We start from the raw sequence: 23,431 nt of genomic DNA on the forward strand, positions 1-23,431 counted from the left end.
GATCTGTCCACCGCCTTATGGACGCTGCAGCGCGGCGAGGGACCCGTGGCTGCGGCGGCGATCCACGACGGCCACGGCCTGCGGATGGAGATTGCCGAGCGGATGGCGCTAGCCGACGCCGACCGGCTGCGGGAGGAAGACCCGTTCACCGGCCAGGCGATCCGCGGAGTGCCGACGCACTTCATCGCCCATCGCTCGCGCTTCGAGGCCGATCTCAATCGCGAGCCGCAGACTGCGGTGTACCGAACGCCCGAGCAGTGCTGGGGATTGAAAGTGTGGCGGGCGCCGCTCGACGAAGACATGGTCGAGCGCTCGCTCGAATATCACCGCCGTTTCTACGCGACGGTGGCCGCCGTTCTTGACGAAATTGCCACCGATTTCCCGCGCTTCGTGCTGCTCGACGTTCACAGCTATAACCATCGCCGGGAGGGTCGCGACGCTCCTCCGGCTCCGGCCGAGAAGGCGCCCGAAATCAACATCGGCACCTTCTCGATGCCGCGGTCCGACTGGGCGTGGCTGATCGATCCGCTGATGGGGGCGATGCGGGATCATGATTTCGGCGGGCGGCACCTCGACGTGCGCGAGAATATCGCGTTCCAGGGCAAGGGCGAGCTGACCCGCTTCGTCCACGAGCGCTATCCCGGCGTCGGCTGCGCAATCGCCATCGAATTCAAGAAATTCTATATGGATGAGTGGAGCGGCGAGCCGGACTCGGCGGCGCTCGATCACATGCGCGGCTGGGTCAACTACGTCGCTACGGTGGCGCGGGAGCTGCTCGATGGCCGATAGCGCCACCCAGGCGGCGGCTGAGCCGTTCCTCGAAGTTCGCGGCGGCGCACCGTCCCGGCTGCGGCTCGATGGCGGCGGCCGAGCGCATGTCGATCGCGCGCTGCCGTTCCTGATCCTCAATCGCGGAGGCGGGGCCGAAAGCCTCGCGGCGCGGGTCGCGGCGACCAGCTCGGCCTATGTCGTGTGGCCGGGGCCCAACGACGACCAGGCGCTGCAGGCGATCGACCAGATCGCGCGCCGCGCCCACGACAAGCACGGCCGGGTGCTGCTGGTGTCGATCTACGACCTTCCCCGCGACGTCTTGCTCGATCCGGAGCAGCCGAAGCTGGAGGCGTTCACGGCACGGTTGAGCGCCAGTCCGGATGAGCCCGCTCAGGCCGCCGCCAAGCGGCTCACGGAAGCGCTCGAAAAGATCGAGATCGACCTTCGCAACTGCTCCGTCGAGCATGTGTCGGAGGCCTGGTTCGTGTCGGGGGTCGAGGATCTCGTGCAGCGCCTTCACTGGCTGTCGCACATCTCGCTGGGCCTGCCGCAAACCTACCGGGTCCCCGGGCAGGACGCGATTTATCCGCAATTGCTCCACGAGCTCGAGATCAGCGTCTTTGATGCCCTCTTGCAGGCGAGCCATGCGTTCCTCGCCGAGATCGCGCCTGATCCGCCCAAGTCCCACCGGGCGCTTGGACGGCGAAGCTTCATCGATGCGGCCCGCTCGGTCGACCGCAAGCTGCTGCGCATCTCGACCTCGTTCGACTTCCTGCTGAGCGTTTCGCCGATCAATTCGGAACAGGCCTACGACAAGTTCAAGGCCGACAAGTTCGATACCCCGCCGACATTCCGCTACCGGCCGCTGACGGTGGATCCGGATCTCGCCAAGCGCGCGCTTTATGCCATCGACCTGCGGCGCGTCGAGGACCCGGTGCTCGAGCATCTGTTTGCCGAAAAGCGGCGCGAGCTGGACCAGCAGCTGACGATGCTGGCCTGCCGCAACAGCGGCGATTTCCGCTACGTATCGCTGACTTTGTACGGGCCGGTCGAGCCGGCGCTTCTGGCGGGCGCTCGAGAGGTCCTCGACCGAGTCAGCGGCGATCGGCATCGCGGCGAAGCGATCGGCGCCGATGCCGTGCGCAAGGCGGCGCGCGCGCTGATCGCCGACTATCGGCAGGCCGATCCCGAATTCAACGGCCGGATCGAGGTTCGCCAGGATATTCCAGCCGGCCTGATGGTATCGGGCCGGACGCTGATGATCTCGCAGTCGACGCGGATGCCCAAGCACCGGCTCGACGCGCTGTTGCAGCACGAGGTCAGCGTGCACCTGCTGACTTTCGTCAATGGCAACGCGCAGGGACTCAAGATCTTCCGCACCGGGCTTGCCGGCTACGAGGGCGTCCAGGAAGGGCTCGGGGTGTTCGCCGAATGCGCGGTCGGTGGCTTGACCGCGGCCCGACTGCGGCTGCTGGCGGCACGGGTCGTGGTGGTCGATGCCATGATCGCCGGAGCCGAATTCATCGAGGCGTTCCGGCTGCTCAAGGACCAGGGCTTTGGATCCCGGATGTCGTTCAACGTCGCCGCTCGGGTTTACCGCTCGGGCGGGCTGAGCAAGGACGCCATCTATCTGCGCGGGTTCCGGCAGGTTCTCGACCTGCTCGCCGCGGGCAGCGACCTGACCCCGTTCTGGTACGGGAAGATCGCCGCCCGCCACGTTCCCGTGATCGAGGAACTCGCGGCCCGCGGCCTGCTGCAGGCGCCGCGCACGCTGCCGCAATTCCTTGCCCGACCCGACGCGCAGGCGCGTATTGCGACCATGCGGACGGCGCCCGCACTTTCCCAGCTAATCTGAAAGCCAAACTCAATGCTGATCGCGTTTTTCGTCAACGACATGGCCCGGGAGTTTCCCAACTACACCACCACCGTGCTCGCGCACCAGGCGGTCCAGCGCGGCCACCGGGTTTGTTACATCACGCCCGGGGATTTCGTCATGCTGCCCGACGACAGCATGCAGATCCACGCGCGCATGGCGCCGACGAAAAAGCACAAGTCGCACACCGATTTCTTCAAGGGCATCCAGGCAGTCGGCGAAAAGACCACCGAGCTGGCCATGACCGACGTCGACGTCCTATGGCTGAGAAGCGATCCGGCGCTCGACGCGCAGTCGGCGCCATGGGCGGCCGACGCCGGGATCCTGTTCGGGCGCGAGGCGGTGAAGCGCGGAGTCCTCGTTCTCAATGACCCGAGCAGCCTCAGCCTGGCGGTCAACAAGATGTACTTCCAGTCGTTTCCCGATGCGGTTCGAGCCGAAACGCTGATCACCAAGCACACCGCCGATGTGAAGGAGTTTGCCAAGAAGCATGGCGGCGAGTGCATCCTGAAGCCGCTGCAGGGTTCGGGCGGATCGGGCGTTTTCAAGGTCGACAAGAAGAATGAATCGAACCTCAACCAGATGATCGAGGCGATCACCCGCGACGGCTATGTGATCGCGCAGGCCTATGTGCCCGCCGCGGCCAGGGGCGACATCCGGCTGTTCGTGATGAACGGGCACCCGCTACGCATCGGCAAGAAATATGCGGCGTTGCGGCGGGTCAGCGCCGAAGACGACATCCGAAGCAACATCCACGCTGGCGGCAAGGCGGTTGCCGTCGAGATTGGCGAGACCGAGCTTCGCGTCGCCGAGCTCATCCGGCCCAAACTCATCGCCGACGGCATGTTCCTCGTTGGGATCGACATCGTCGGCGACAAGATCCTCGAGGTGAACGTGTTCAGCCCCGGCAATCTGCGCGCCTGCAACACGCTTCAGGGCGTCAATTTCGCCGAGCCGATCATCGCGTCGGTCGAGCGCAAGGTCGAGATCTCCAAGGAGTTCGCACGAGCGTTCGACAACCGGGCGCTCGCCGTCATGTGAAGAGGAGGCCGCCAAGAGTGTCTGTGAAGCCGCCGACGCACTCGCGGCAGGCGGCGGCACCGGCTATGGGCGGCAATTCACGAACCGCTGTGAGGCCCCGCTTGAACCCGCTTTACGAGCAGATGCAGACCAGCGTGTTCGAGCGGATGTCGGGCCTGGCGGCCAAGCACGGCGCGGTGAACCTGGGGCAGGGTTTCCCCGATTTTGGCTGGCCGGAGGAAATCCTCGAGGCCGCGGCTGGGGCGCTGACCGAGGGCTCGAACCAATATCCGCCGTCGCGCGGCTTGCCGCCGCTGCGCGAGGCGATCGCCGCCCATTACAACCGGCACCAGCAGCTCGACGTCGCCGCCGCCCATGTCTGCGTCACCAGTGGCGCGACCGAGGCGGTTGGAGCGGCGATCCTGGCGACGGTCCGGCCAGGCGATGAGGTGATCATCCTGACCCCGGCCTACGACTGCTACGCGCCGATGATCCGACGCGCCGGCGGAACGGTTCGCGAAGTTGCCCTGCGCCCCCCACGTTGGCGGATCGACCGGGAGCCGCTCGAGGCAGCGGTCGGGCCGAAGACGAGCGCCATCCTGTTCAACAATCCTCACAACCCCGCCGGTCGGCTGTTCACGCGCGACGAGCTGGACGTCGTGGCGGCGGTCGCCCGCGAGCATGATTTGACCGTGATCAGCGACGAGGTGTGGGAGCATATCGTCCTCGACGAGCAGCATTTCGTATCGCTTGCCTCGCTGCCGGAGATGGCCCAGCGGACGATCAAGATCGGCTCGGCCGGCAAGATCTTCTCGCTGACCGGCTGGAAGGTCGGCTGGATGGTCGCCGCGCCGGAGATGGCGGGAGTGGCGGCGCGCGCTCACCAGTTCCTGACCTTTTCGACCGCTCCCAACCTGCAGTCGGCGGTCGCCTACGGGCTCGACGAAGGGGACGCGTGGATCGAGCCGATGAAGCAGCGCTTCGCCCGCGCTCGCGACCGCATGACCCAAGGGCTCCGCGACGCCGGATTCGCGGTGCTCGACGCCGCCTCGACCTATTTCCTGTGCGTCGACCTGGCTCAATCCGGGATCGGCCTCGACGATGAGAGCTTCGCCGCCGCGGCGGTCGAACGGGCAGGCGTCGCGGTGGTGCCGCTGTCGGCCTTCGCGGAAGCGGATCCGCCGCGGCACCTGGTCCGGCTGTGCTTTGGCAAGAAGGACGAGACGATCGACGCCGGAGTCGCGGCGATGGCCAAGGCAAAGAAGCTGTTCGAATGAGCCCCGCGAGGGGCGCGACAACCCCCCGAGCTCCCGCCACGATGCTCCCGCTAGCGCAGGTTATCCGTTTCGGCGTAGCTCCATAGCGCGAGGCCTTTGTCCTCGATCAAGCCAGGCCAGCGGCCGCGAAACTCCTGCTTCCAGGGCATGAGCGCGTCGGGTTCCAGGGGGTGCGAGATCAAATAGCCCTGGGCGACATCGCAGCCGAGCTCGCCCAGCGATTGCAGCTGCTCGCGAGTTTCCACTCCCTCTGCGGTGGCGGTCAGCCCGAGCCCATGCGCGAGGTCGATGATCGCTTTGACGATCAACCGCGATTCCTGGGAGTTCACCGCGTCGCCGACGAAGAAGCGGTCGATCTTGACCTCGGTGAACGGCAATTGGCGAAGCTGCATCAGCGAGGAATAGCCGGTCCCGAAATCGTCGATCGCGAGCCCGATGCCCTTGATTCGGAAGCGTGTCAGGGTGTCCATCAGCTTGATCAGCGGCTGGGTCGCGCTCTCGGTCAGCTCGAGCACCAGCCGGTCGGTCGGAACGTCGAGCGCTCGGCACATCCGTTCGACGAGGTCGGGAAAATCGAGCTGCTCGAGGCTGAGCGCGGAAATGTTGAAGGCGAGGGAAGTGTCGATTCCCTGCTCGCGCCATTTGAGCCACTGCCGAAGGGTGGTCCGAAGGCCCCACTGCGTCAGCTCCTCGATCAGGCCGTGCTTTTCCGCCAGCGGCACGAAGCGCGACGGAGGCACCGAGCCGAACTCCGAATCCTTCCACCGGACCAGGGCCTCGACTCGCGTCAGAGCGCCGTCGCGAAGCCGGACCTTGGGCTGGTAGACCATGTGCAGCCGCTGATTGATCAGCGCCCGCTCGAACCCTTCGACGAGCGCCAGCTCGGGCCGCGGCGTCATGATCCCAGAGTCGATTTCAGCTCGGTGAAAACGGCTTCGAGATCATCGAGCCGGACGGGCTTTTCGAGCGGCCCGACCATCGTCAGTCCATGCGCCTCGCCGAGCCGGAAAGCGCTTTCCAGGACCCGTCGGTCGAAGCCGCTGATGATCAGCACCGGCGACTGGAACTGCTGGTCGGCCAGGAAGCGCAGCAGCTCGACGCCGTCCATCCCCGGCATTCCAAGATCGAGAGCGACCATGTCGGGCCGAGCTGCGATAAATTCGGCGCGGAACTGCTCGTCGTCCGAGGTGAGGATCGCATCGTAGCCGCTTTCACGAGCGGCGCTGGCGACGAAGTCGGCGAGCATCGGCTCATCGTCAACCAGCAGCAGCCGGGGCCGCTTCATGCCGAACCTCCTCACCCCCTGTACCCTACCAGTGCGCTTTTTCGCCCGGTTAGGTCAAACGAATGAAACGGCTTTTTAACTATGCGCCACATAAAGTCCCGAATTGGTGCGATTTCCCCGCGCCCTGGAGACCCTTCGAATGTTCGGATCGCTCATTCGAAAAAAGCCTGCAACGGCCTGGAATCAGGACGAAACATCCTTCGAATCGACGACCTTCACGTTGTCGACGGCCGTTCCGCGGCCCTGCGAGCGCCGGACCGATGCTCGAATTCTGCCGACCCTGCGGGTCGCAAAGCTGATCGGTGGCAACGGCGAGCAGCTGATCCGGGTGCGCAACATCTCCGCTGGTGGACTGCTGGCAGAGACCGTACAGGCACCGCCGTCCGTCGGTGAGCAGGTGACCGTAGAGCTCTCGTCGCAGACCATTCCATCGACCGTCGTCTGGATCCGCGAGGGGACCGTCGGCGTCAAGTTCGACCAGAACGTCGACCTCGGCGAGCTCCTTGCCGGGCGCAAGCCGCGCCACGGCTTCCGGCCACGACCGCCGCGGCTGGACGTCAGCTGCAAGGCTTCGGTCCGCGTCGGCAAGGTCTATTATACCGTCGACGTGCACGACATTTCGTTGGGCGGAATGAAGGTCGAGCCAATCGAGGAATATTGCCTCGGCCGGGACGTTACCGTCGTCGTCGAGAGCTTGCGGCCGATCAAGGGTCAGGTTCGCTGGTTCGCCGAGCGCCGCGCCGGCATCGTGTTCGACAAGGAACTGAAATTCGAAGAGCTGTCCGAGTGGGTCGGAAAGCGGCTCGAGCTGGCCAGCCTCAAGGCGAGCTACCAGCCCAAAACTCTTTAACGGCCGCCGCCGCAGCACTATCTGCACTGCTTCGCCGCAAAGGAGCAGGTCGATGCCTGATGAATCTGGGGCTGACGAAGTGGCGGTTCTTGCCGGCGGGTGCTTCTGGTGCACCGAAGCGGTGTTCCTCGACATCGTCGGGGTAAAATCGGTTGAAAGCGGCTATACCGGGGGCGAAACCATCAGTCCGACCTACAAGCAGGTATGCGGCGGCGACACCGGCCACGCCGAAGCAATCCGGATCACCTTCGACCCCGGGCAAATCCGCTACGAAGACCTGCTCGAGATCTTTTTCGCGACCCACGACCCGACCCAGCTCAATCGCCAGGGCAACGACGTCGGCACGCAATACCGCTCGGCGATCTTCCCGCAATCGCCCGAGCAGGAAGAGCAAGCGCGAGCCGCGATCGCCCAGGCCAACGAGCAGCACGGCGGCCGCGTCGTGACAACCATCGAACCCGCGGGCGACTGGTATCCGGCCGAGGACTATCACCAGGATTATTGGAGCGGGGAGGGGCAGCGAAACCCCTATTGCCTGGCGACCATCCCGCCCAAGCTGAGCAAGCTGCGCAAGAGCTTCCAGGATCGGGCGAAGAGCGCCTCGGCGCCGGCCTAATCGCGCCGGCCCGCCGCTCGCCGCAAGCGATCGTTGATCGCGATCCCGAGCCCCTCACCGGGGACTGGGGCAACGGCGATGCGCGGCTTGGGTGACATGTCGGCGAAATGGAGCAGGTCGAACAGCCGTGCCGCGGCTTCGACGGAGTCTCCCGACCGGCTGAGGCTGGAGTCGCCCGCGACCGGCCCGAAGCCGATCAGATATTCGTCGCTCGCCGCTTCGATCACTTCAAGGCGCAAAGGCTTCGAGGGCGCATAGTGGCTCTGCAATTGCCCCGGGGACTCGATCGCCTCGCCAAACCCCGCCGGTGCGTCGACGAGGATCGGTCCGGGGCGAAGCAGTCGAAGCGCGCCCCCGGTCGCGGCAACGATGGTCGACTCGATGCCGCGCCCGCACGGTCCGTCGTCGACGATAAGCTCGATCTTGCCGTCGAGGCTCTGGAGCACATGCTCGGCGCGGGTCGGACTGATCGAGCCGCTGGCGTTGGCCGACGGCGCGGCGAGCGGCCGGCCGGTGGCGCGCAACAGTGCCTGCATCGCTCGGTGCGACGGGACGCGAAGAGCGATGGTCGCAAGGCCGGCGGTCACGAGCGAGGCGATGCCGGCATCGGCTTTGAGCGGAACCACCAGCGTCAGCGGCCCGGGCCAATGCTGGCGCGCGAGCTCGAGCGCTTCGGGTCCGAGCTCGCCGATGCGCCCGGCGGCGCCCAGGTCCGGCACGTGCACGATCAGAGGGTTGAAGCGCGGCCGGCCCTTGGCCTCGTAGATGCGCGCGACAGCCGCGGCATTGGTGGCGTCGGCGGCGAGGCCGTAAACGGTCTCGGTGGCAATCGCGACCGGCTCGCCGCTTCGGACCAATTCCGCCGCCTCGCCGATTGCATCGTCGCTGAAGGGCGCCACGCGTGTCATGCGCGGTTCGCTACTGGATTCAGCCGTTCGCAGGAATACTAGGCGTTCTCTTGCTCGAGGAGCCTCGCAGGATCGATGCCCAGCCGCCTCATCCGCTCGCGCACCGCCGGCCATTCTTCCTTGACGAAGCGGCTGCGCTCGGAGTCGCGCAGGCGAGCGCAGGCCCCGGGAGCGACGAACATGCCGACTCCGCGCTTGACCGTGATCAGCCCTTCGTCCTGGAAACCCTGGTAGGCCTTGGCGACGGTCAGCGGATTGGCCGACTGCTCGGCCGCGAACGCTCGAACGGACGGCAGCGGGTCGCCGTCGGAATAACGGCCGGCGAGAATGGCGTCGGCAATCGTCTCGCGCAGTCGGACGTAGACGGGCTTTTCGTGCTGCGATCCAAGCGTCATGCTGTCGTAATACAGCAGCGCGGAAAAAGGTCAAGGTATCGGCGGCACTTGCGGCGGTGCCGTCCACGTGCGGCGGACGGTTTCCAGCGCCGGGCGCGGCCGCTCGAACGGCGCGGTGCCGGCATGGCCGATGAAGATGAAGCCGGCGATGCGCTCGCGTGGCTCGCACAATGCAGCCCGAACATGTTCGGAATAGGCCTGCCAGCCGGTCACCCAGCCGGCCACAAACCCGAGTGCGTGGGCGGCGAGCAAAAGGTTCATCCCCGCCGCTCCGCACGACAATTGCTGCTCCCACACCGGGATCTTGTGGTCTTCAACCGGCGCCGAGACGAGCACCACCAGCGCTCCTCGATAATGGGCGAATTGATCGGCTTTCTCGTAATGCGCGACGGTTGCGGATGGATCTTCGCTGGCGAGCGCTTCGCGGAGCAGCTTTGCAAGCTCATCGCGCTGGTCGTCGGCAATGGTGACGAACCGCCACGGCGACAGCTTGCCGTGGTCGGGGGTCCGGGCGGCCATCGCCAGGATCCGCTCGAGCTCGTCGGCGCTCGGCCCCGGATCGACAATCTCCCGAGGCTTGGCCGAGCGGCGCGTTTCGAGCAGCGAAAGCAGCGAGGAGCGGTCGTTGAGCATGTGCCCGTTCGACTAACAGTCGCGCCGGTCTGCAACAATCGGCTTCACAAGTGCATTTAGCGCGCTAGGGTGCGCCCCCGGTGGCCGCTTAGGCGGTGCGATCAGTCGAGGAGCCGAAGCCAGTGGATACCGGAGCAGTCATCGCGCTGATCGCCGCAGCATTGCTGATCTTCCTGTTGGCGGGCGGAGCCTACATCGTCACCCGCAAGGAGCCCGAGTTCGCCGGGCATCCCAAGGGCCTGTACGTCCTGTTCTTCGCCGAGATGTGGGAGCGATTCTCCTACTATGGCATGCGCGCGCTGCTGATTTTCTACCTCACCCAGCACTGGCTGTTCGCCGACGACGCCGCGTCGATCATCTACGGCGCCTACACCGCCCTGGTGTACATCACCCCGGTCCTCGGCGGCTATATTGCCGACCGCTATCTCGGGCAGCGCAAGGCCGTGCAATTCGGCGCGGTCCTGCTGACCTTCGGCCACTTCCTGATGGCGTTCGAGGGCATGCGGGGAGTCACGGACCCGGCGATCAAGCAGGCCGACCCGGCGATCAACGTCTTCTGGCTCGCGCTGTCGTTCATCATCGTCGGCTCGGGCTTTCTTAAAGCCAACATCTCGGTGATCGTCGGCCAGCTCTACCCGCGCACCGACGTGCGCCGCGACGGCGCCTACACCATCTTCTACATGGGGATTAACGCGGGGGCGGCGATCGGCACGATCCTCGCCGGCTATCTGGGGCAGACCTACGGCTGGGCCTACGGCTTCGGCGCCGCCGGATTCGGCATGCTCCTCGGCCTCTCGGTGTTCATCTTCTTCCGCCCGCTGCTGCAGGGCCGGGGCGAGTCCAGCACCCCCGAGCGGCTGAATTCCCGAATCGCCGGGATGAAGTTCGAATGGCTGTTGTACGTGGTCGGAGTCGCTGCCGTTGGCGTGATCTGGGTGCTGATCCAGTACCAGGACCTGGTCGGCGGCCTGCTCGGCGTCTTCGGCGCGATCCTCGTCAGCTACGTCGTCTACTACGCGGTGACCAAGCTCCCGGCGGAGGACCGCGACCGTATCTTCGCGGCGATGTTCCTGATCATCGGCTCGATCCTGTTCTGGGCCCTGTTCGAACAGGCTGGCTCGTCGATCAACCTCTACACCGACCGCTATGCGGCGATCGGCGGGGTGCCGGCGGCGATCTTCCAGTCGATCAATCCCATTTACATCATCCTCCTGGCGCCGCTGTTCGCCTATATGTGGACCTGGCTCGGCCGCCACGGGAAGGAGCCGTCCGCGCCTGCCAAGTTCGGTCTGGCGATGATCCAGCTCGGTGCGGGCTTCCTGGTGCTGGTGTGGGGCGCCAACATGGTCGGACTCAACGTGCCGACGCCGATCATCTTCATTTTCCTCCTCTACCTGCTGCACACCACCGGAGAGCTGTGCCTGTCACCGGTCGGACTGTCGGCGATGAACCGGCTCGCGCCCGCGCACATGGCGAGTCTGATCATGGGCACCTGGTTCTTCGCTTCGGCGACCGGCAATTTCGCCGCCGGTCTGATCGCCGCCGCGACCGGTGCCGAAGGCCTCGAAGCCGGCGAGGTCGCGGCCACTCCGGAGATCTACCTAGACGTCTATACAACGGTCGGCTGGGTCGCGGTGGGCGTCGGCGTCGGAGTCATCCTGGTCTCGCCGCTGATCAAGAAGCTGATGCACCTCGACACTCTCCGCGACACGCAGGACGAGGAGCTGGCCGGCTACAAGCAGCTGGGCGAGAAGGAGGCTCCGGGCATGTTCCCGCAGCGTGAGACGAAGCCGGGTCCCCAGGAGACCTAGGTTCCTGTAGAACGGTCATCGATGCGCCTTAGCCTGCTCGGATGCGCCGTAGTTTGCGCCCTCGCGACCGGGTGCGCGCAGCTCGCGCCCAAGCCGAGGCCGGCGCCGCCGATCCGAATCAACGAGGATCCGTACGCATCGACCTACGTGCGCTATCCCGGCGTCCCGACCGTGATCCGCAACGCGACGGTCTTCGACGGCGAGGGGGGGCGGATCAACGGCGGAACGGTGATCCTCGCCGATGGCGTCGTTCAGGCCGTTGGCGGGCCCGGGCTTGCCGCCCCGCCGGGCGCGCTCGAGATCGACGGCACCGGCAAATATGTGACTCCCGGGATCATCGACGTCCACAGCCACCTTGGCGATTACCCGTCGCCGGGCGTGGACTCGCACGCCGACGGCAACGAGGCGACCAGCCCGGCGCGGCCCGAGGTGTGGGCCGAGCACAGCGTCTGGCCGCAGGACCCGGGCTTCAGCCGGGCGCTGACCAACGGCGGAATTACCGCGCTGCAGGTGCTGCCGGGCTCGGCGAACCTGTTCGGGGGAAGGTCGGTGACGCTCAAGAACGTCTATGCGCGAACCGTCCAGGGGATGAAATTCCCGGGTGCGCCCTACGGGCTGAAGATGGCCTGCGGCGAGAACCCGAAGCGGGTCTACGGCTCCAAGGGCAATATGCCGCAGACCCGGATGGGCAATATCGCGACGGTTCGTGCCACCTGGCTGAAGGCGCAGGCGTACAAGCGCAAATGGGATGCCTATGAGCGCAAGGGCGGCAACATGCCCGAACGCGATATTGCGATGGACACGCTTCGCGGCGTTCTCGCCGGCAAGATCATCATCCACAACCATTGCTACCGCGCCGACGAGATGGCGATCATGATCGATGTCGCGCGGGAGATGGGATACAAGATCGGCACCTTCCATCACGCCGTCGAGAGCTACAAGGTCGCCGACCTGCTGGCCGCGAACGGCATCTGCTCGGCAATGTGGGCCGACTGGTACGGCTTCAAGATGGAGAGCTATGACGCGATCAAGGAGAACATCCCGTTCGTCCACAATTCGGGCGCGTGCGCTATCGTCCATTCCGACGATCCCAACGGCATCCAGCGGCTCAACCAGGAGGCCGCAAAGGCGCTCGCCGACGGCCGCCGGGCCGGGATCAACGTCAGCGAGGAGGTCGCCTGGACCTGGCTCAGCTCCAATCCGGCCAAGGCGCTCGGAATCTTCAACCGGACTGGCAGTCTGCGCGCAGGCAAGATGGCGGACGTAGTGCTGTGGAACGCCAATCCGTTCAGCGTTTACGCGCGGCCCGAGCGCGTCTGGATCGACGGCGCGCTGATGTACGACGCCAACGACCCCAGGCGCCGTCCGATCAGCGACTTCGAGCTCGGCCAGCCTGGCGAGGGAGACGTCAAATGATCCGCGCCGCGCTGGCCGCTTTGTTGCTCGGCGCTGCCGCCCCGGTGGCGGCGCAAACGATTGCCATTACCGGCGGAATGGTCGCCACTGGCGACGGCAGCGAGCCGGTTTCCGGCACGGTGGTCATCCGCAACGGCCGCATTGTCGCGGCAGGACCGGGCGTCCGCGTTCCGGTCGGCGCGACCATTGTCGATGCGAGTGGCAAATGGGTGACTCCGGGGATCGTCGCCGGCTTCTCACGCCTCGGGCTAAGCGAAGTCGATCTCTCGGCCGAGGGAACAGACGACCGGAGTGCCAACGGGCCGTTCAGCGCGGCCATCGACGTCGCTCCCGCGATCAACCCGCTTGCCTCGACGATCGCCGTCAATCGAGCCGATGGCGTGACTCGGGCCATCGTCGCGCCGGAGTCATCGAGGAACATCTTCGCCGGCCAGGGCGCGGTGATCGACACTGGCGCGGATATGGACCCGATCACCGCCGCTCGCCGCTTCCAGTTCGTCGAACTCGGCGAGACCGGGGCGGACAAGGCCGGGGGGTCGCGCGCATCGGCCCATGTGCTGTTCCGCAACGCCTTGCGCGAGGCCGCAGAGCTGCGCCGCTTTGCACAGCCGATCGCGTCGAGCGGCGATCGGGAACCCGACGAGCGCGATCGCCCCGTGATCCGCGACCCGAACGAGTCGCGCATCATCGGCCCGGACGCGCGCCGCAGCCAGGACGTGCTTTTGACGCGCTTCGACGCCGCCGCTTTGGTGCCGGTGCTCCAGGGCCGGCAATATCTGCTGGTCCACGCCGAGCGCGCCAGCGACATCCTCCAGGTGATCCGGCTGAGGCGCGAGTTCCCGTCGCTCAAGCTGGTGCTGGTGGGAGCGAGCGAGGGATGGACCGTCGCCGACCGGATCGCCGCGGCGGGGATTCCGGTCATCGCCTCGCCGGTCAATGACCTGCCGTCGTCGTTCGAGCAGCTCGCCGCGACCCAGTCCAACGTCGGTCGCATGCGACAGGCCGGGGTGAACGTGTCGATCGGGATGATCGACGATGATGATGCTCGCAACATCTTCTATGAGCGCCAGTATGCCGGCAATCTCGTCGCCTTGCGTAATGTGCCCGGTGCGACCGGCGTCAGCTGGGGCGAAGCGCTGGCGATGATCACCTCCCGGCCGGCCGAGGCCCTCGGCATGGGGCGCGAGATCGGCAGCCTGCTCGCCGGGCGCCGGGCCGACGTGGTGATCTGGTCGGGCGACCCGCTCGAGGGCGCGAGCGCTGCGGAGACGGTCTTCATCGACGGTGTCCAGCAGCCGCTTGTCACCCACCAGACCAGGCTTCGCGACCGCTACCGCTATCTGCCGCGGCGCGACCTTCCGGAGGCCTATCGGCATTGACTGCGTCAATCGGCTCCCACCTTGCCGCCGTCGCCTGGATCGGCTGAAACTCGCGCGGTTAACCCCCTCGCGCTAAGGCGCAGTCCATGACTCGCAATTTCTTTGGCACCGATGGCATCCGCGGCCTGACCAATAGTGAACCGATGACCGCCGAGACCGCGCTCCGCGTCGGCCAGGCGGCGGGCGCGCATTTCCTGCGCGGCGACCATCGTCATCGGGTGGTGATCGGCAAGGACACGCGGCTGTCGGGCTACATGATGGAGTCGGCGCTGGTCGCGGGCTTCGCCAGCGTCGGCATGGACGTCGTGCTGCTGGGCCCGATGCCGACCCCGGCCGTGGCGATGCTGACCCGGTCGATGCGCGCCGACCTCGGAGTGATGATCTCCGCATCGCACAATCCGTTCGCCGACAACGGCATCAAGCTGTTTGGTCCCGACGGATACAAATTGAGCGACGAGGCGGAACGGGCGATCGAGCGGCGGCTCGAGACAGAACCGAAGCGCGCGAAGCCCGAGCTGATCGGGCGGGCGATGCGAATCGACGACGCCCGCGGCCGCTACATCCACTTCGCCAAGTCCACGTTCCCCGATCAGCTGCGGCTGGACGGGCTCAAGATCGTCATCGATTGCGCCAATGGCGCCGCCTATCACGTCGCCCCCGAAGCGCTGTGGGAACTGGGCGCTGACGTCGTGCCACTCGGGGTCAGGCCCGACGGCATCAACATCAACGACGGCTGCGGCTCGACCCATCCCGAGGTGCTGCAAGCCAGGGTGATCGCGGAGAAAGCCGACATCGGGCTGGCGCTGGACGGGGATGCCGACCGGCTGATGGTCGTCGACCAGAACGGACGGCTGGTCGACGGCGACCAGTTGATGGCGCTGATTGCACTACAGCGGAAGCGCACGGGCAAGCTCAAGGGCGGCTCGGTGGTCGCCACGGTGATGTCGAACCTCGGGCTCGAGCGCCGGCTCGGCAAGGAGCGGGTCAAGCTGATCCGCACTCAGGTCGGCGACCGCTACGTGCTCGAGGCGATGCGCGAGACGGGCTGCAATGTCGGCGGCGAGCAGTCCGGCCACATCATCCTGACCGATTACACGACGACCGGCGATGGGCTGATCGCCGGGCTGCAGGTGCTTGCCGTGCTGGTCGAGGAAGGCAAGCCGGCGAGCGAGGTTCTCAAGCAGTTCGATCCGGTTCCGCAGCTGCTGAAGAATGTTCGCTTCAACGGCGGCGCGCCGCTCGATTCCAAGACGGTCAAGGCACGAATCGCCGCCGCCGAGGCCGAGCTCCACGGACACGGCCGGCTGCTGATCCGCAAATCGGGCACGGAGCCGGTGATCCGGGTGATGGCGGAAGGCGACGACGAGGCGCTGGTCGAACGGCTGGTCGACGACATCTGCGACGCAGTCGCGGCCGCGTGATCCCCCGAATCCTCATCATCGCCGGCTCCGACTCGGGCGGCGGCGCGGGGATTCAGGCCGACATCAAGACCGTGACCATGCTCGGCGGCCACGCGATGACGGCGGTGACCGCGATCACCGCCCAGAACACGCTCGGAGTCACCGCCATTCACCCGGTGCCGGCCGAGGTCATTTTGGCGCAGATCGACGCGGTCGTCAGCGACATCGGTGTCGATGCCGTCAAGATCGGGATGATCGGCAGCGCGTTCGCCGCCGACCAGGTCGCGCAGCGCCTCCAGCAGCTCCGCCAGGAACAGGCCGAGCTGCCGATCGTGTTCGACCCGGTGATGGTCGCAACCAGCGGCGCGGCGCTCGCCGACGAGGCGACGGTTGCGGCTTTCGCCAAGCTGATGGACGTCGCCACCCTCGCAACGCCCAACCTGCCCGAGCTGTCGCGGCTGACCCAGGAAGAGGACCCGGTCGCGGCCGCCCTGCACCTGGTGTCCGACCATGGCTGCGCGGTGCTGATCAAGGGCGGCCATGAGGAAGGCGACGCGCTCGCCGACGCCCTCATCGAGACCGACAACATGACCAGCTGGCAGGGCAAGCGAATCGACACCACCAGCACCCACGGCACCGGCTGCTCGCTGGCCAGCGCGATCGCCTTGTTCCTTGGCCAGGGGGCGTCCCTGGCCGACGCGGTGGCGCGAGCGCGAGAATTTGTCCGGGTCGCGCTGCACGCCGCTCCCGGCCTTGGCGGCGGCGCCGGCCCAATCGGGCAGGGCGATGTCCGGCTCGACGTCGGCGCCGGCCCGCGGCTCAACCAGGTGACGGTGACGGTCAACGATTTCGCCAAGGCGGTCGAATTCTACCGGCGGATTGGGGTCAAGCAGATCGTCCACAGCGTCGAGAACGGTTACGCCCGCTTCGAGACGGCGGGCGGCGCGACCCTGTCCATCCAGTGCGATCCCGAGGAGAAGATTTCAGCGACGACCGCCATCTATCTCGAGTGCGACGACCTCGACGAGCGCGTCGAGAAGCTCGCGCGGAGCGGGGTTCCGTTCGAGCACGGGCCGCGCGACCAGCCGTGGATGTGGCGTGAAGCGAGGCTGCGCGACCCCGATGGCAACATCATCTTCCTCTACAAGGCCGGCGAGGCGCGCCGTTTCCCGCCTTGGCGAATCGACTGATCCACAGTTTTTTCGCCGGCCCTCTGGCGGCTCCCGGCGAGCGCCCATAAGCTGTGCCCTCATGGGCAGGCCGTGCTTCAAGATCGAACTCGATTACCCGGAGCCGCTGGCCGGCGTCGACGAGGCGGGCTGCGCTCCGCTCGCCGGGCCGGTCGTCGCCGCGGCCGTGATCCTCGATCGCAAATGCTTCCCGCGCGGGATCGACGATTCCAAGAACCTGCCGATCGACAAACGCGAGTCGATCCACGCCCGGCTGGTCAAGTGCGCGGTGATCGGCGTCGGCATTGCCAGCGTCGAGGAGATCGACACCCTGAACATCTACTGGGCGCGGATGCTGGCGATGACTCGCGCGGTCGAGGCGCTCGGGGTCGATCCGGCGTGGATCCTGGTCGACGGCAACGCCTGCCCGCGCTGGCAGCGGCCGTCACGGGCGATCGTCGCCGGCGACGCCCGCTGCCGGTCGATCGCCGCCGCCTCGATCGTCGCCAAGGTCACTCGCGATCGGCTGATGGCCGAGCGGGCGCGCGATTATCCGGGCTACGGCTGGGAAACGAATCGGGGTTACGGAACGCCCGAGCACTACCGCGGGCTGGAAGCGCTTGGAGTGACTCCGCTGCACCGGCGAAGCTTTGCACCGGTGCGCGAAATGCTGTCCCGCCATGCCCAGCCCGAGCTGGCGCTGCAGGAATGCCCACCGGCGAGTCCTTTGAGTCACACCACCACCTGTTGAGCCTCTTGCACCTGCGATAACGCAAGATGTTGTGCCGGAGGCGTTACGAACCTCTCGGCGACCGTCCTGTTTCCGGACCTCCGTTAACCTCTCCGCGCTTGACCCGGACTCCCCCCTGACTCACCCTTTGCGGCCAACAGGGGGATTGCATGAACCTCATCGCACCGATCGCGGAGGGCCGGGGACGTTTGCGTCCGCGTTCAAGTCGCCCGGCCGAGACGCTTCCGCTCGACCGAATCATCGAGGATGACTGTATCGCCGCGATGGCGCGGCTCCCGGACAAATCGATCGACATGATCTTCGCCGACCCACCGTACAATCTGCAATTGGGCGGCGACCTGTTCCGTCCCGAAGGCAGCCGGGTCGATGCGGTCGACGATGACTGGGACAAATTCGATAGCCTCGGCACTTACGACGACTTTACCCGCCAGTGGCTGGCGGAGGCGCGGCGGATCCTGAAGGACGATGGCTCGATCTGGGTGATCGGCAGCTACCACAACATCTTTCGAGTCGGCGCCTTGCTCCAGGACGCCGGCTACTGGATCTTGAACGACATCGTCTGGCGCAAGTCGAACCCGATGCCCAACTTCCGCGGCACCCGCTTCACCAACGCCCACGAAACGCTGATCTGGTGCGCCAAGGACGACAAGGCGCGCTACACCTTCAACTACCGCGCGATGAAGGCGCTCAACGACGATCTGCAGATGCGCTCGGACTGGCTGCTGCCGATTTGCGGCGGGCCCGAGCGGGTCAAGAACGGCGACGGCCACAAGGCCCACCCGACCCAGAAGCCCGAGGCTCTGCTGTACCGGGTCCTGCTCGCCTGCACCAAGCCGGGGGATGTCGTGCTCGACCCGTTCTTCGGCAGCGGCACCACCGGGGCGGTCGCTCGGCGGTTCGGCCGGCGCTGGATCGGGATCGAGCGCGAGCCGGGCTATGTGCGGGTGGCGCGGGAACGGATCGAGTCGGCGCTGCCGCTCGACGAGAGCGCGATGACCGGAATGGCCGACAAGCGCTCGGCGCCGCGGGTCGCGTTCGGCCAGCTGGTCGAGATCCGCGCGGTCGAGCCGGGAACGATCCTGACCGACTCCAGGCGGCGCTGGAAAGCCACGGTGCGGGTCGACGGCTCGGTTCAATCGGGCGGCCATAGCGGGTCCATCCACCAGGTCGGGGCGGCGCTGATGGGCGCTCCTTCATGCAACGGCTGGAGCTTCTGGCACGTCGAGGATGGCGGCACGCTCGAGCCGATCGACGTCTTGCGCCAGCGCCATCTTTCCGGCCTCGGTTAAAGGGTTGCGCCGCCGCCTGTTCCAGACAAGATGCGGCGCTCAATTCACGACCGAAAGTCATCGTCGATGCGACTAGCGCCTGCCGGCTTTGTGGTGGCGGCACTCGCCCTTGCGGTGCTCCCCACGGCGGCCGCGCCAGCCCAGCCACAGGATGGCCAGCCCGCCAGGATGACTGCCGATTGGGGAGCCGTGCTGGCCCCGCCGGCTCAGCAGCTCTCGGACCATCGCCGGATCCATGCGGCGCTTCGCTCTCTCAAGCCGCAACGCAAGGGCGTGGTCGACGCCTATGTCGTCGTCGTCGCGCTCGATTCCGATCCGGTGTTCAACCGCGAAGCTCGCGAAACGGGAAGGGTGCTCTCCCGACGGTTCGCGGCCGACGGACGGACCATCGTGCTGGCCGCCGATGAGGGCGATTCAAAAGGTCACGCGCCCGGCTCGCTCAATCACCTCGCGCTGGCGCTGGCCGCGTCCGCGGAGGCCATGGACCGCAACGAGGACGTGCTCGTGCTCTACAGCACCAGCCACGGTCATCCGCTCGGCGGGCTGCTTTACAAGGATTCGAAGCGCGGGATCGGCGCGGTTCCGCCGGCAAAGCTCGCCCAGCTGATCGGCGCGCTCGGCTTCCGGAACCGGCTGCTGATTCTCCAGGCTTGTTATTCCGGCCAGTTTGTCCCGGCCCTGGCGGCAGAGGGCACGATCGTCGCCACGGCGGCAGCCGCCGACCGCCCTTCCTTCGGCTGCAGTCCAGGCAATGACTGGACGCTTTACGGCCACGCGCTGATCAATGTCGCGATGCGCGAGCCGCAGCCGCTGGAGGCGCAGTTTCGACGCGCGGCCGAGATCGTCGTCGAAGCGGAACAGCGGGCCGGCCTTCCGGCCTCCGACCCGCAGCTCAGCATCGGCGGAGCGACATCGGGCTGGCTGAAGGCGCTGGAGGCGCGCGCCCCGAAAACCGCAACCAGGCCGGTCGGGGAGGGGCCCGCCGATGTCGCGGAGCTGAGCCGAACCCAATGAGACAGCTGATTAGCCCGACGGGCTTCGTCGATTCGCCGTTCGGGCACGACGGCAAGGTCGCCCAGCTCGCCGGCGGCCTGTGCTGGTTCAGCGCGGTCGAGCTGCTGAGCGTCGAGGGCAGCAAAAGGGTCGCGAGCGAGCTGGTGCCCGTCGAGCAGCTCGAACGGCGGCTCGACGAGCCGGGGGCGGCGCAGTGGCAGGCGCTGACCGGCAATCGGGCGCCGCTCCAGTTGGGCGAGCGAACGGTGCGCCTCGACCAGCCGCAGGTGATGGGCGTGCTCAACGTCACGCCCGACAGCTTTTCCGACGGCGGCCGATTTGCCGATGCCAGTGCCGCGGCGGAGTCGGGCGCCGACATGGCGGCGGAGGGCGCGGCGATCATCGACGTCGGCGGCGAATCGACCCGGCCGGGTGCCAAGCCGGTGTGGGCGGGCGACGAGACCGAGCGGGTGGTTCCGGTGATCCGCCAGCTTGCGGCAAGCGGCGCGGCGGTGTCGATCGACACCCGCAAGTCCGAGGTGATGACGGCTGCGCTCGGCGCCGGCGCTCGGCTGGTCAACGACGTCTCGGCGCTGACCTTCGACCCCCGCTCGGCCGAGCTTGTCGCCGCCGCGGGCGTGCCGGTGGTCCTGATGCATCACCAGGGCAGCCCGGAGACCATGCAGGATTCGCCGAGCTACGACGACGTGCTGGTTGAGGTCTATCAGTGGCTCGAACAGCGGATCGCGGCGGCGGAAGGCGCCGGAATCGCCCGTCCAAACATCCTCGTCGATCCCGGCTTCGGCTTCGGCAAGACCGTCGCCCACAACCTCGAGCTGATGAACGGGCTCGCGCTGTTCCACTCGCTCGGTTGCCCGATCGTGCTTGGAGCGAGTCGCAAGCGGACCATCGGCGCCTTGTCGGGCGAGGCTGCGGCGGACAAGCGCCTCGGCGGCAGCATCGTCCTGGCAGTGAAGGCGGCCGAGCAGGGCGTCCAGATCATCCGCACTCACGATGTGTTCGAGACCGTTCAGGCGCTCAAGGTGTGGCGCGGCCTTCGGGACCAGGCTTTGACGCCTCGGGTCTGAACGTCCCGGGTTTGAAGGCAACCAGGATCGGGCCAAGCGGGACGGTGACGTCGCGGCGGTGATTGGCCGGATCCCACAAGGCGCTCACCGCGCCGTCGAAGAAAAGAGCGTCGCGGCATTTGAGCCGGTCGCGGAAAAAACGCGCGAATTTGCCCAGGGAGACCGGGTCCTCGCTGATGACGAAGAGCGGCCGGCCGTCGGGCGCGATGCCGACCCCGTTGCGGATGTGGCGCGAACTGCCGTCGTGGTCGAACGCCGGATGGAGCTTGCCGCCAATCACCAGCATTGGGCCCGACTGGGTCGCGATCCGGGTGTCGGGCGAGGGTTTCCAATCGGCGGTGGTGACGATCTCCGAGCGGCCGTCGCCGCGCACCTGGAAGACCCCGTTGGGCATCAGATGGAAATTGCCGCCGCCCTTTCGCCGGTTGATCGCCCGGACCTGGCGGCCCTCGACGATCGCCAGGCCGATCGGGCGGCCGTCCTCGCCGTACATGCCCGCGTTCATGGCGAAGGCAACTCGGCCGGCGCGGGCGCCCAGCTTCGACTCGAGATCGGCGAACCGGCGAACCGGAGTCTCGTTGCGGGCCGCCGCGGCCAGCTCGATCCGGCCGCCGCCGGCGTCGCAGACTGTGAAGCGGTCGTCTTCGAAGATTTGCTGGTTGCAGGGATTATGGGCCGCGATGGCGGTGGGGGCCGCGGGCGCTTTGGAGTCGGCGTCGCCGCAGGCGACGAGCAGGTAGAGCAGGGGCAGAACTGCGCTTCGCATGATGCGAAGCTAGCGGTTCAGGCGGCGGTGTCGATGCCGAGCTCGCCAAGCTTGCGGTAAAGCGTCGAGCGGCCGATCCCGAGCCGCCGCGCGACCTCGGTCATTCGGCCGCGATAATGGCCGATCGCGAGGCGGATGATGTCGGCCTCGATCTCTTCGAGCGGCCGCAAATGCCCGTCGTTGCGGTACAAGGTGACCGACGGGGCGCCGGCGATCGCTTCGTCGCTCTTCGACTGGGTGATCTCGGGCGCGAAATCGTTGCGGCGGCCGCTGAATCGCGACTGGATCGCGATGTGCGGGAAATCCTCGGCGGTGAGCGAGTTGCCCTGACAATGTAGGCCGGCGCGGAACAGGACTCCGGCGAGCTGGCGGACGTTGCCCGGCCAGCCGTAGCGCATCAGCACCGCCAGCGCGTCATTGCCGATCGGCAGCGGGCGCAGCTTGGCCTGATCCGCGAATCGCGCGAGCAGATGCCGGGCGAGCGCCGGGATATCGCCGCTTCGGTCGCGCAGCGGCGGCAAGGTGACGACGGTGGCGCCAATCCGCTCGGTCAGGCCCTCGTCGAATTCCGGCGGCAGCGGCCGGCTGGTCGTCGCGATGACTCGAACGTCGACCGAATTGCTGCCGTTGCACCCGACCGGGCGCACTTCGCCGGTAGCCAGCACCCGGTCGAGCATTTGCTGGGTTTCGGACGGAAGCGCGGCGATCTCGTCGAGCAACAGGGTGCCCCCGTCCGCCTCGACGATCTTGCCCGTCTTGGCTCCAAAAGCACCCGGGAATGCGCCCTTTTCGTGGCCGAAGAGCTGACTGTCGATGATGTTGGCGGGAATCGCCTTGCAGTCGACGGTGACCAGCGGCCCCTTGGCGCGCAGGCTCGCCGCGTGGATGGCGCGGGCGAACGTCTCCTTGCCGGTGCCGGGCTCGCCGACAATCAGGATCGGCAGCCGGTTGCGGGCCGCCTTGGCAGCGACCGCAAGGGTCGCTCGGAAATCGGGCGCTGCACCGACCAGTTGCTCGAGCGACAGGTCCGGAGCGAGCTTCTCGGTCACCGGGGCCAGCTCACCGGCCGCCCGGCGGCGATCGGAATTGACTGCCAGCGCCTCCAGAAGCCGCTCCTGGACGACCGGGCGGCTGAGGAAATCGGTTGCTCCGGCGCGCATCGCCTCGACCGCGACGGCGACCGATTCTCCGTCGGCGACGACGATAATCGGCAGATTTTCGCGGCACGAGCGAAGATCGGCGATCAGGCCCGGGCCCACCTCCGGGTCCCAGTTGCCGATCAGGGCCGCCTGGACCTCGCTCCCGTGCTGGCCCTGGAGCAATCCGACGGCGGTCTCGCTGCAGGCAGCCCCGACGACGCTCCAGCCGGCGCGCCCGGCGATCGCCGACACCAGCCGCCGCTCGTCGGGGTCGGCGTCCAGCAACAACAGCGACCGCGTACGGTTCTCGATGATCCGTTCCGGTTTCATCCCGAGACTTGTAGCCGCGAGGAGTAAAGGCGCGCTTAAAGGCTTGGGCGCGCTGGACCGGCTTGTTATGGGGCTGTGCCGCAGCACGCAGCCTAACCGGGGAGCAACATGGCCGAAGACGAGTCGATCCTGGTCAATCCTCCGACCCAGGACGTCGCCCACCACGTCCGCGATTACTCGCGCTTCACCCAGCTTCTGAAATGGGGCGCGATCATCTCGTTCATTACGGCGCTCTTCGTCATGATGATCATCAGCTAGGCCGCATTCCAGCC

General features: G+C 66.9%; 23 protein-coding genes. 16 read left to right on the forward strand and 7 right to left on the reverse strand.

The window, feature by feature from the left end:
* Window positions 1-45: 45 nt before the first annotated feature.
* From H0T81_RS06110 to H0T81_RS06125, 4 genes are all read left to right on the forward strand, one after another.
* Window positions 46-789 carry an N-formylglutamate amidohydrolase gene (locus tag H0T81_RS06110; RefSeq protein ID WP_294010946.1) on the forward strand — a complete coding sequence of 248 codons (744 nt, stop codon included), beginning with the start codon at window positions 46-48 and terminating at the stop codon, window positions 787-789.
* Complete coding sequence (locus H0T81_RS06115; RefSeq protein WP_294010948.1) at window positions 779-2,626, forward strand: flavohemoglobin expression-modulating QEGLA motif protein; 1,848 nt, start codon at window positions 779-781, stop codon at window positions 2,624-2,626. Before H0T81_RS06110 ends, H0T81_RS06115 begins: the two co-directional genes overlap by 11 nt.
* A 12-nt stretch (window positions 2,627-2,638) precedes the next feature.
* Window positions 2,639-3,685 carry a glutathione synthetase gene (locus tag H0T81_RS06120; protein WP_294010949.1) on the forward strand — a complete coding sequence of 349 codons (1,047 nt, stop codon included), beginning with the start codon at window positions 2,639-2,641 and terminating at the stop codon, window positions 3,683-3,685.
* A gap of 101 nt (window positions 3,686-3,786) precedes the next feature.
* Entirely contained in the window at window positions 3,787-4,941 is a 1,155-nt protein-coding gene (locus tag H0T81_RS06125) for an aminotransferase (RefSeq protein ID WP_294010951.1), read from the forward strand.
* Between the two features lie 50 nt (window positions 4,942-4,991).
* Here H0T81_RS06125 and H0T81_RS06130 read toward each other — a convergent pair whose 3' ends face one another.
* A complete protein-coding gene (locus tag H0T81_RS06130; protein ID WP_294010953.1) occupies window positions 4,992-5,840 on the reverse strand; it encodes an EAL domain-containing protein in 849 nt (282 codons plus the stop codon).
* The gene (locus H0T81_RS06135) at window positions 5,837-6,226 is read right to left on the reverse strand and encodes a response regulator (protein WP_294010955.1); all 390 of its coding nucleotides are present in this window, start codon (window positions 6,224-6,226) and stop codon (window positions 5,837-5,839) included. Before H0T81_RS06135 ends, H0T81_RS06130 begins: the two co-directional genes overlap by 4 nt.
* Window positions 6,227-6,365: 139 nt before the next feature.
* Here H0T81_RS06135 and H0T81_RS06140 point away from each other — a divergent pair, with 139 nt between their 5' ends.
* Window positions 6,366-7,076 (forward strand): PilZ domain-containing protein, encoded by a 711-nt coding sequence (locus tag H0T81_RS06140; protein ID WP_294010957.1) that lies wholly within the window; start codon window positions 6,366-6,368, stop codon window positions 7,074-7,076.
* A 52-nt stretch (window positions 7,077-7,128) separates the two neighbouring features.
* Window positions 7,129-7,692, forward strand: a complete 564-nt coding sequence (gene msrA / locus H0T81_RS06145) for a peptide-methionine (S)-S-oxide reductase MsrA (RefSeq protein ID WP_294010959.1) — start codon at window positions 7,129-7,131, stop codon at window positions 7,690-7,692.
* Here msrA and H0T81_RS06150 read toward each other — a convergent pair.
* From H0T81_RS06150 to H0T81_RS06160, 3 genes are read right to left on the reverse strand one after another with little or no spacing between them, the layout of a single operon-like run.
* Entirely contained in the window at window positions 7,689-8,600 is a 912-nt protein-coding gene (locus H0T81_RS06150) for an L-threonylcarbamoyladenylate synthase (RefSeq protein ID WP_294010961.1), read from the reverse strand. The genes msrA and H0T81_RS06150 overlap by 4 nt on opposite strands.
* A gap of 38 nt (window positions 8,601-8,638) precedes the next feature.
* Complete coding sequence (locus H0T81_RS06155) at window positions 8,639-8,995, reverse strand: GntR family transcriptional regulator (RefSeq protein WP_294010963.1); 357 nt, start codon at window positions 8,993-8,995, stop codon at window positions 8,639-8,641.
* Window positions 8,996-9,025: 30 nt separating this feature from the next.
* Window positions 9,026-9,628 carry a nitroreductase gene (locus H0T81_RS06160; RefSeq protein ID WP_294010965.1) on the reverse strand — a complete coding sequence of 201 codons (603 nt, stop codon included), beginning with the start codon at window positions 9,626-9,628 and terminating at the stop codon, window positions 9,026-9,028.
* Window positions 9,629-9,804: 176 nt separating this feature from the next.
* Here H0T81_RS06160 and H0T81_RS06165 point away from each other — a divergent pair, with 176 nt between their 5' ends.
* The 9 genes from H0T81_RS06165 (at window position 9,805) to folP (ending at window position 20,924) form a co-directional block, all read left to right on the forward strand.
* Window positions 9,805-11,439, forward strand: coding sequence for a peptide MFS transporter (locus H0T81_RS06165; protein ID WP_294011099.1), 1,635 nt, complete (start codon window positions 9,805-9,807; stop codon window positions 11,437-11,439).
* Window positions 11,440-11,460: 21 nt separating this feature from the next.
* Complete coding sequence (locus tag H0T81_RS06170; protein ID WP_294010967.1) at window positions 11,461-12,855, forward strand: amidohydrolase; 1,395 nt, start codon at window positions 11,461-11,463, stop codon at window positions 12,853-12,855.
* Window positions 12,852-14,234, forward strand: a complete 1,383-nt coding sequence (locus H0T81_RS06175; protein ID WP_294010969.1) for an amidohydrolase family protein — start codon at window positions 12,852-12,854, stop codon at window positions 14,232-14,234. The genes H0T81_RS06170 and H0T81_RS06175 overlap by 4 nt, the downstream gene beginning before the upstream one ends.
* A gap of 86 nt (window positions 14,235-14,320) precedes the next feature.
* A complete protein-coding gene (gene glmM, locus H0T81_RS06180) occupies window positions 14,321-15,655 on the forward strand; it encodes a phosphoglucosamine mutase (RefSeq protein ID WP_294010971.1) in 1,335 nt (444 codons plus the stop codon).
* Window positions 15,652-16,824 carry a bifunctional hydroxymethylpyrimidine kinase/phosphomethylpyrimidine kinase gene (gene thiD, locus H0T81_RS06185; RefSeq protein ID WP_294010973.1) on the forward strand — a complete coding sequence of 391 codons (1,173 nt, stop codon included), beginning with the start codon at window positions 15,652-15,654 and terminating at the stop codon, window positions 16,822-16,824. Before glmM ends, thiD begins: the two co-directional genes overlap by 4 nt.
* A 61-nt stretch (window positions 16,825-16,885) precedes the next feature.
* Complete coding sequence (locus tag H0T81_RS06190) at window positions 16,886-17,554, forward strand: ribonuclease HII (RefSeq protein WP_294010975.1); 669 nt, start codon at window positions 16,886-16,888, stop codon at window positions 17,552-17,554.
* Between the two features lie 149 nt (window positions 17,555-17,703).
* Complete coding sequence (locus H0T81_RS06195) at window positions 17,704-18,843, forward strand: site-specific DNA-methyltransferase (protein ID WP_294010995.1); 1,140 nt, start codon at window positions 17,704-17,706, stop codon at window positions 18,841-18,843.
* A 168-nt stretch (window positions 18,844-19,011) separates the two neighbouring features.
* On the forward strand, window positions 19,012-19,857 hold the full coding sequence (locus tag H0T81_RS06200; RefSeq protein WP_294010997.1) for a C13 family peptidase: 846 nt from the start codon (window positions 19,012-19,014) through the stop codon (window positions 19,855-19,857).
* Window positions 19,854-20,924: a dihydropteroate synthase gene (gene folP, locus H0T81_RS06205; protein ID WP_294010999.1), complete on the forward strand. Its 1,071-nt coding sequence runs from the start codon at window positions 19,854-19,856 to the stop codon at window positions 20,922-20,924. The genes H0T81_RS06200 and folP overlap by 4 nt, the downstream gene beginning before the upstream one ends.
* Here folP and H0T81_RS06210 read toward each other — a convergent pair.
* Window positions 20,875-21,690, reverse strand: coding sequence for a phosphodiester glycosidase family protein (locus H0T81_RS06210; protein WP_294011001.1), 816 nt, complete (start codon window positions 21,688-21,690; stop codon window positions 20,875-20,877). The genes folP and H0T81_RS06210 overlap by 50 nt on opposite strands.
* Before the next feature lie 17 nt (window positions 21,691-21,707).
* A complete protein-coding gene (locus H0T81_RS06215; RefSeq protein WP_294011003.1) occupies window positions 21,708-23,159 on the reverse strand; it encodes a sigma-54 dependent transcriptional regulator in 1,452 nt (483 codons plus the stop codon).
* Between the two features lie 108 nt (window positions 23,160-23,267).
* Between H0T81_RS06215 and H0T81_RS06220 the strand changes: the two genes are divergently transcribed.
* Window positions 23,268-23,417 (forward strand): hypothetical protein, encoded by a 150-nt coding sequence (locus tag H0T81_RS06220; protein WP_294011005.1) that lies wholly within the window; start codon window positions 23,268-23,270, stop codon window positions 23,415-23,417.
* The last annotated feature ends 14 nt before the right edge of the window (window positions 23,418-23,431 follow it).

It is taken from the genome of Sphingomonas sp., assembly GCF_013812825.1.
GTDB lineage: Bacteria > Pseudomonadota > Alphaproteobacteria > Sphingomonadales > Sphingomonadaceae > Sphingomicrobium.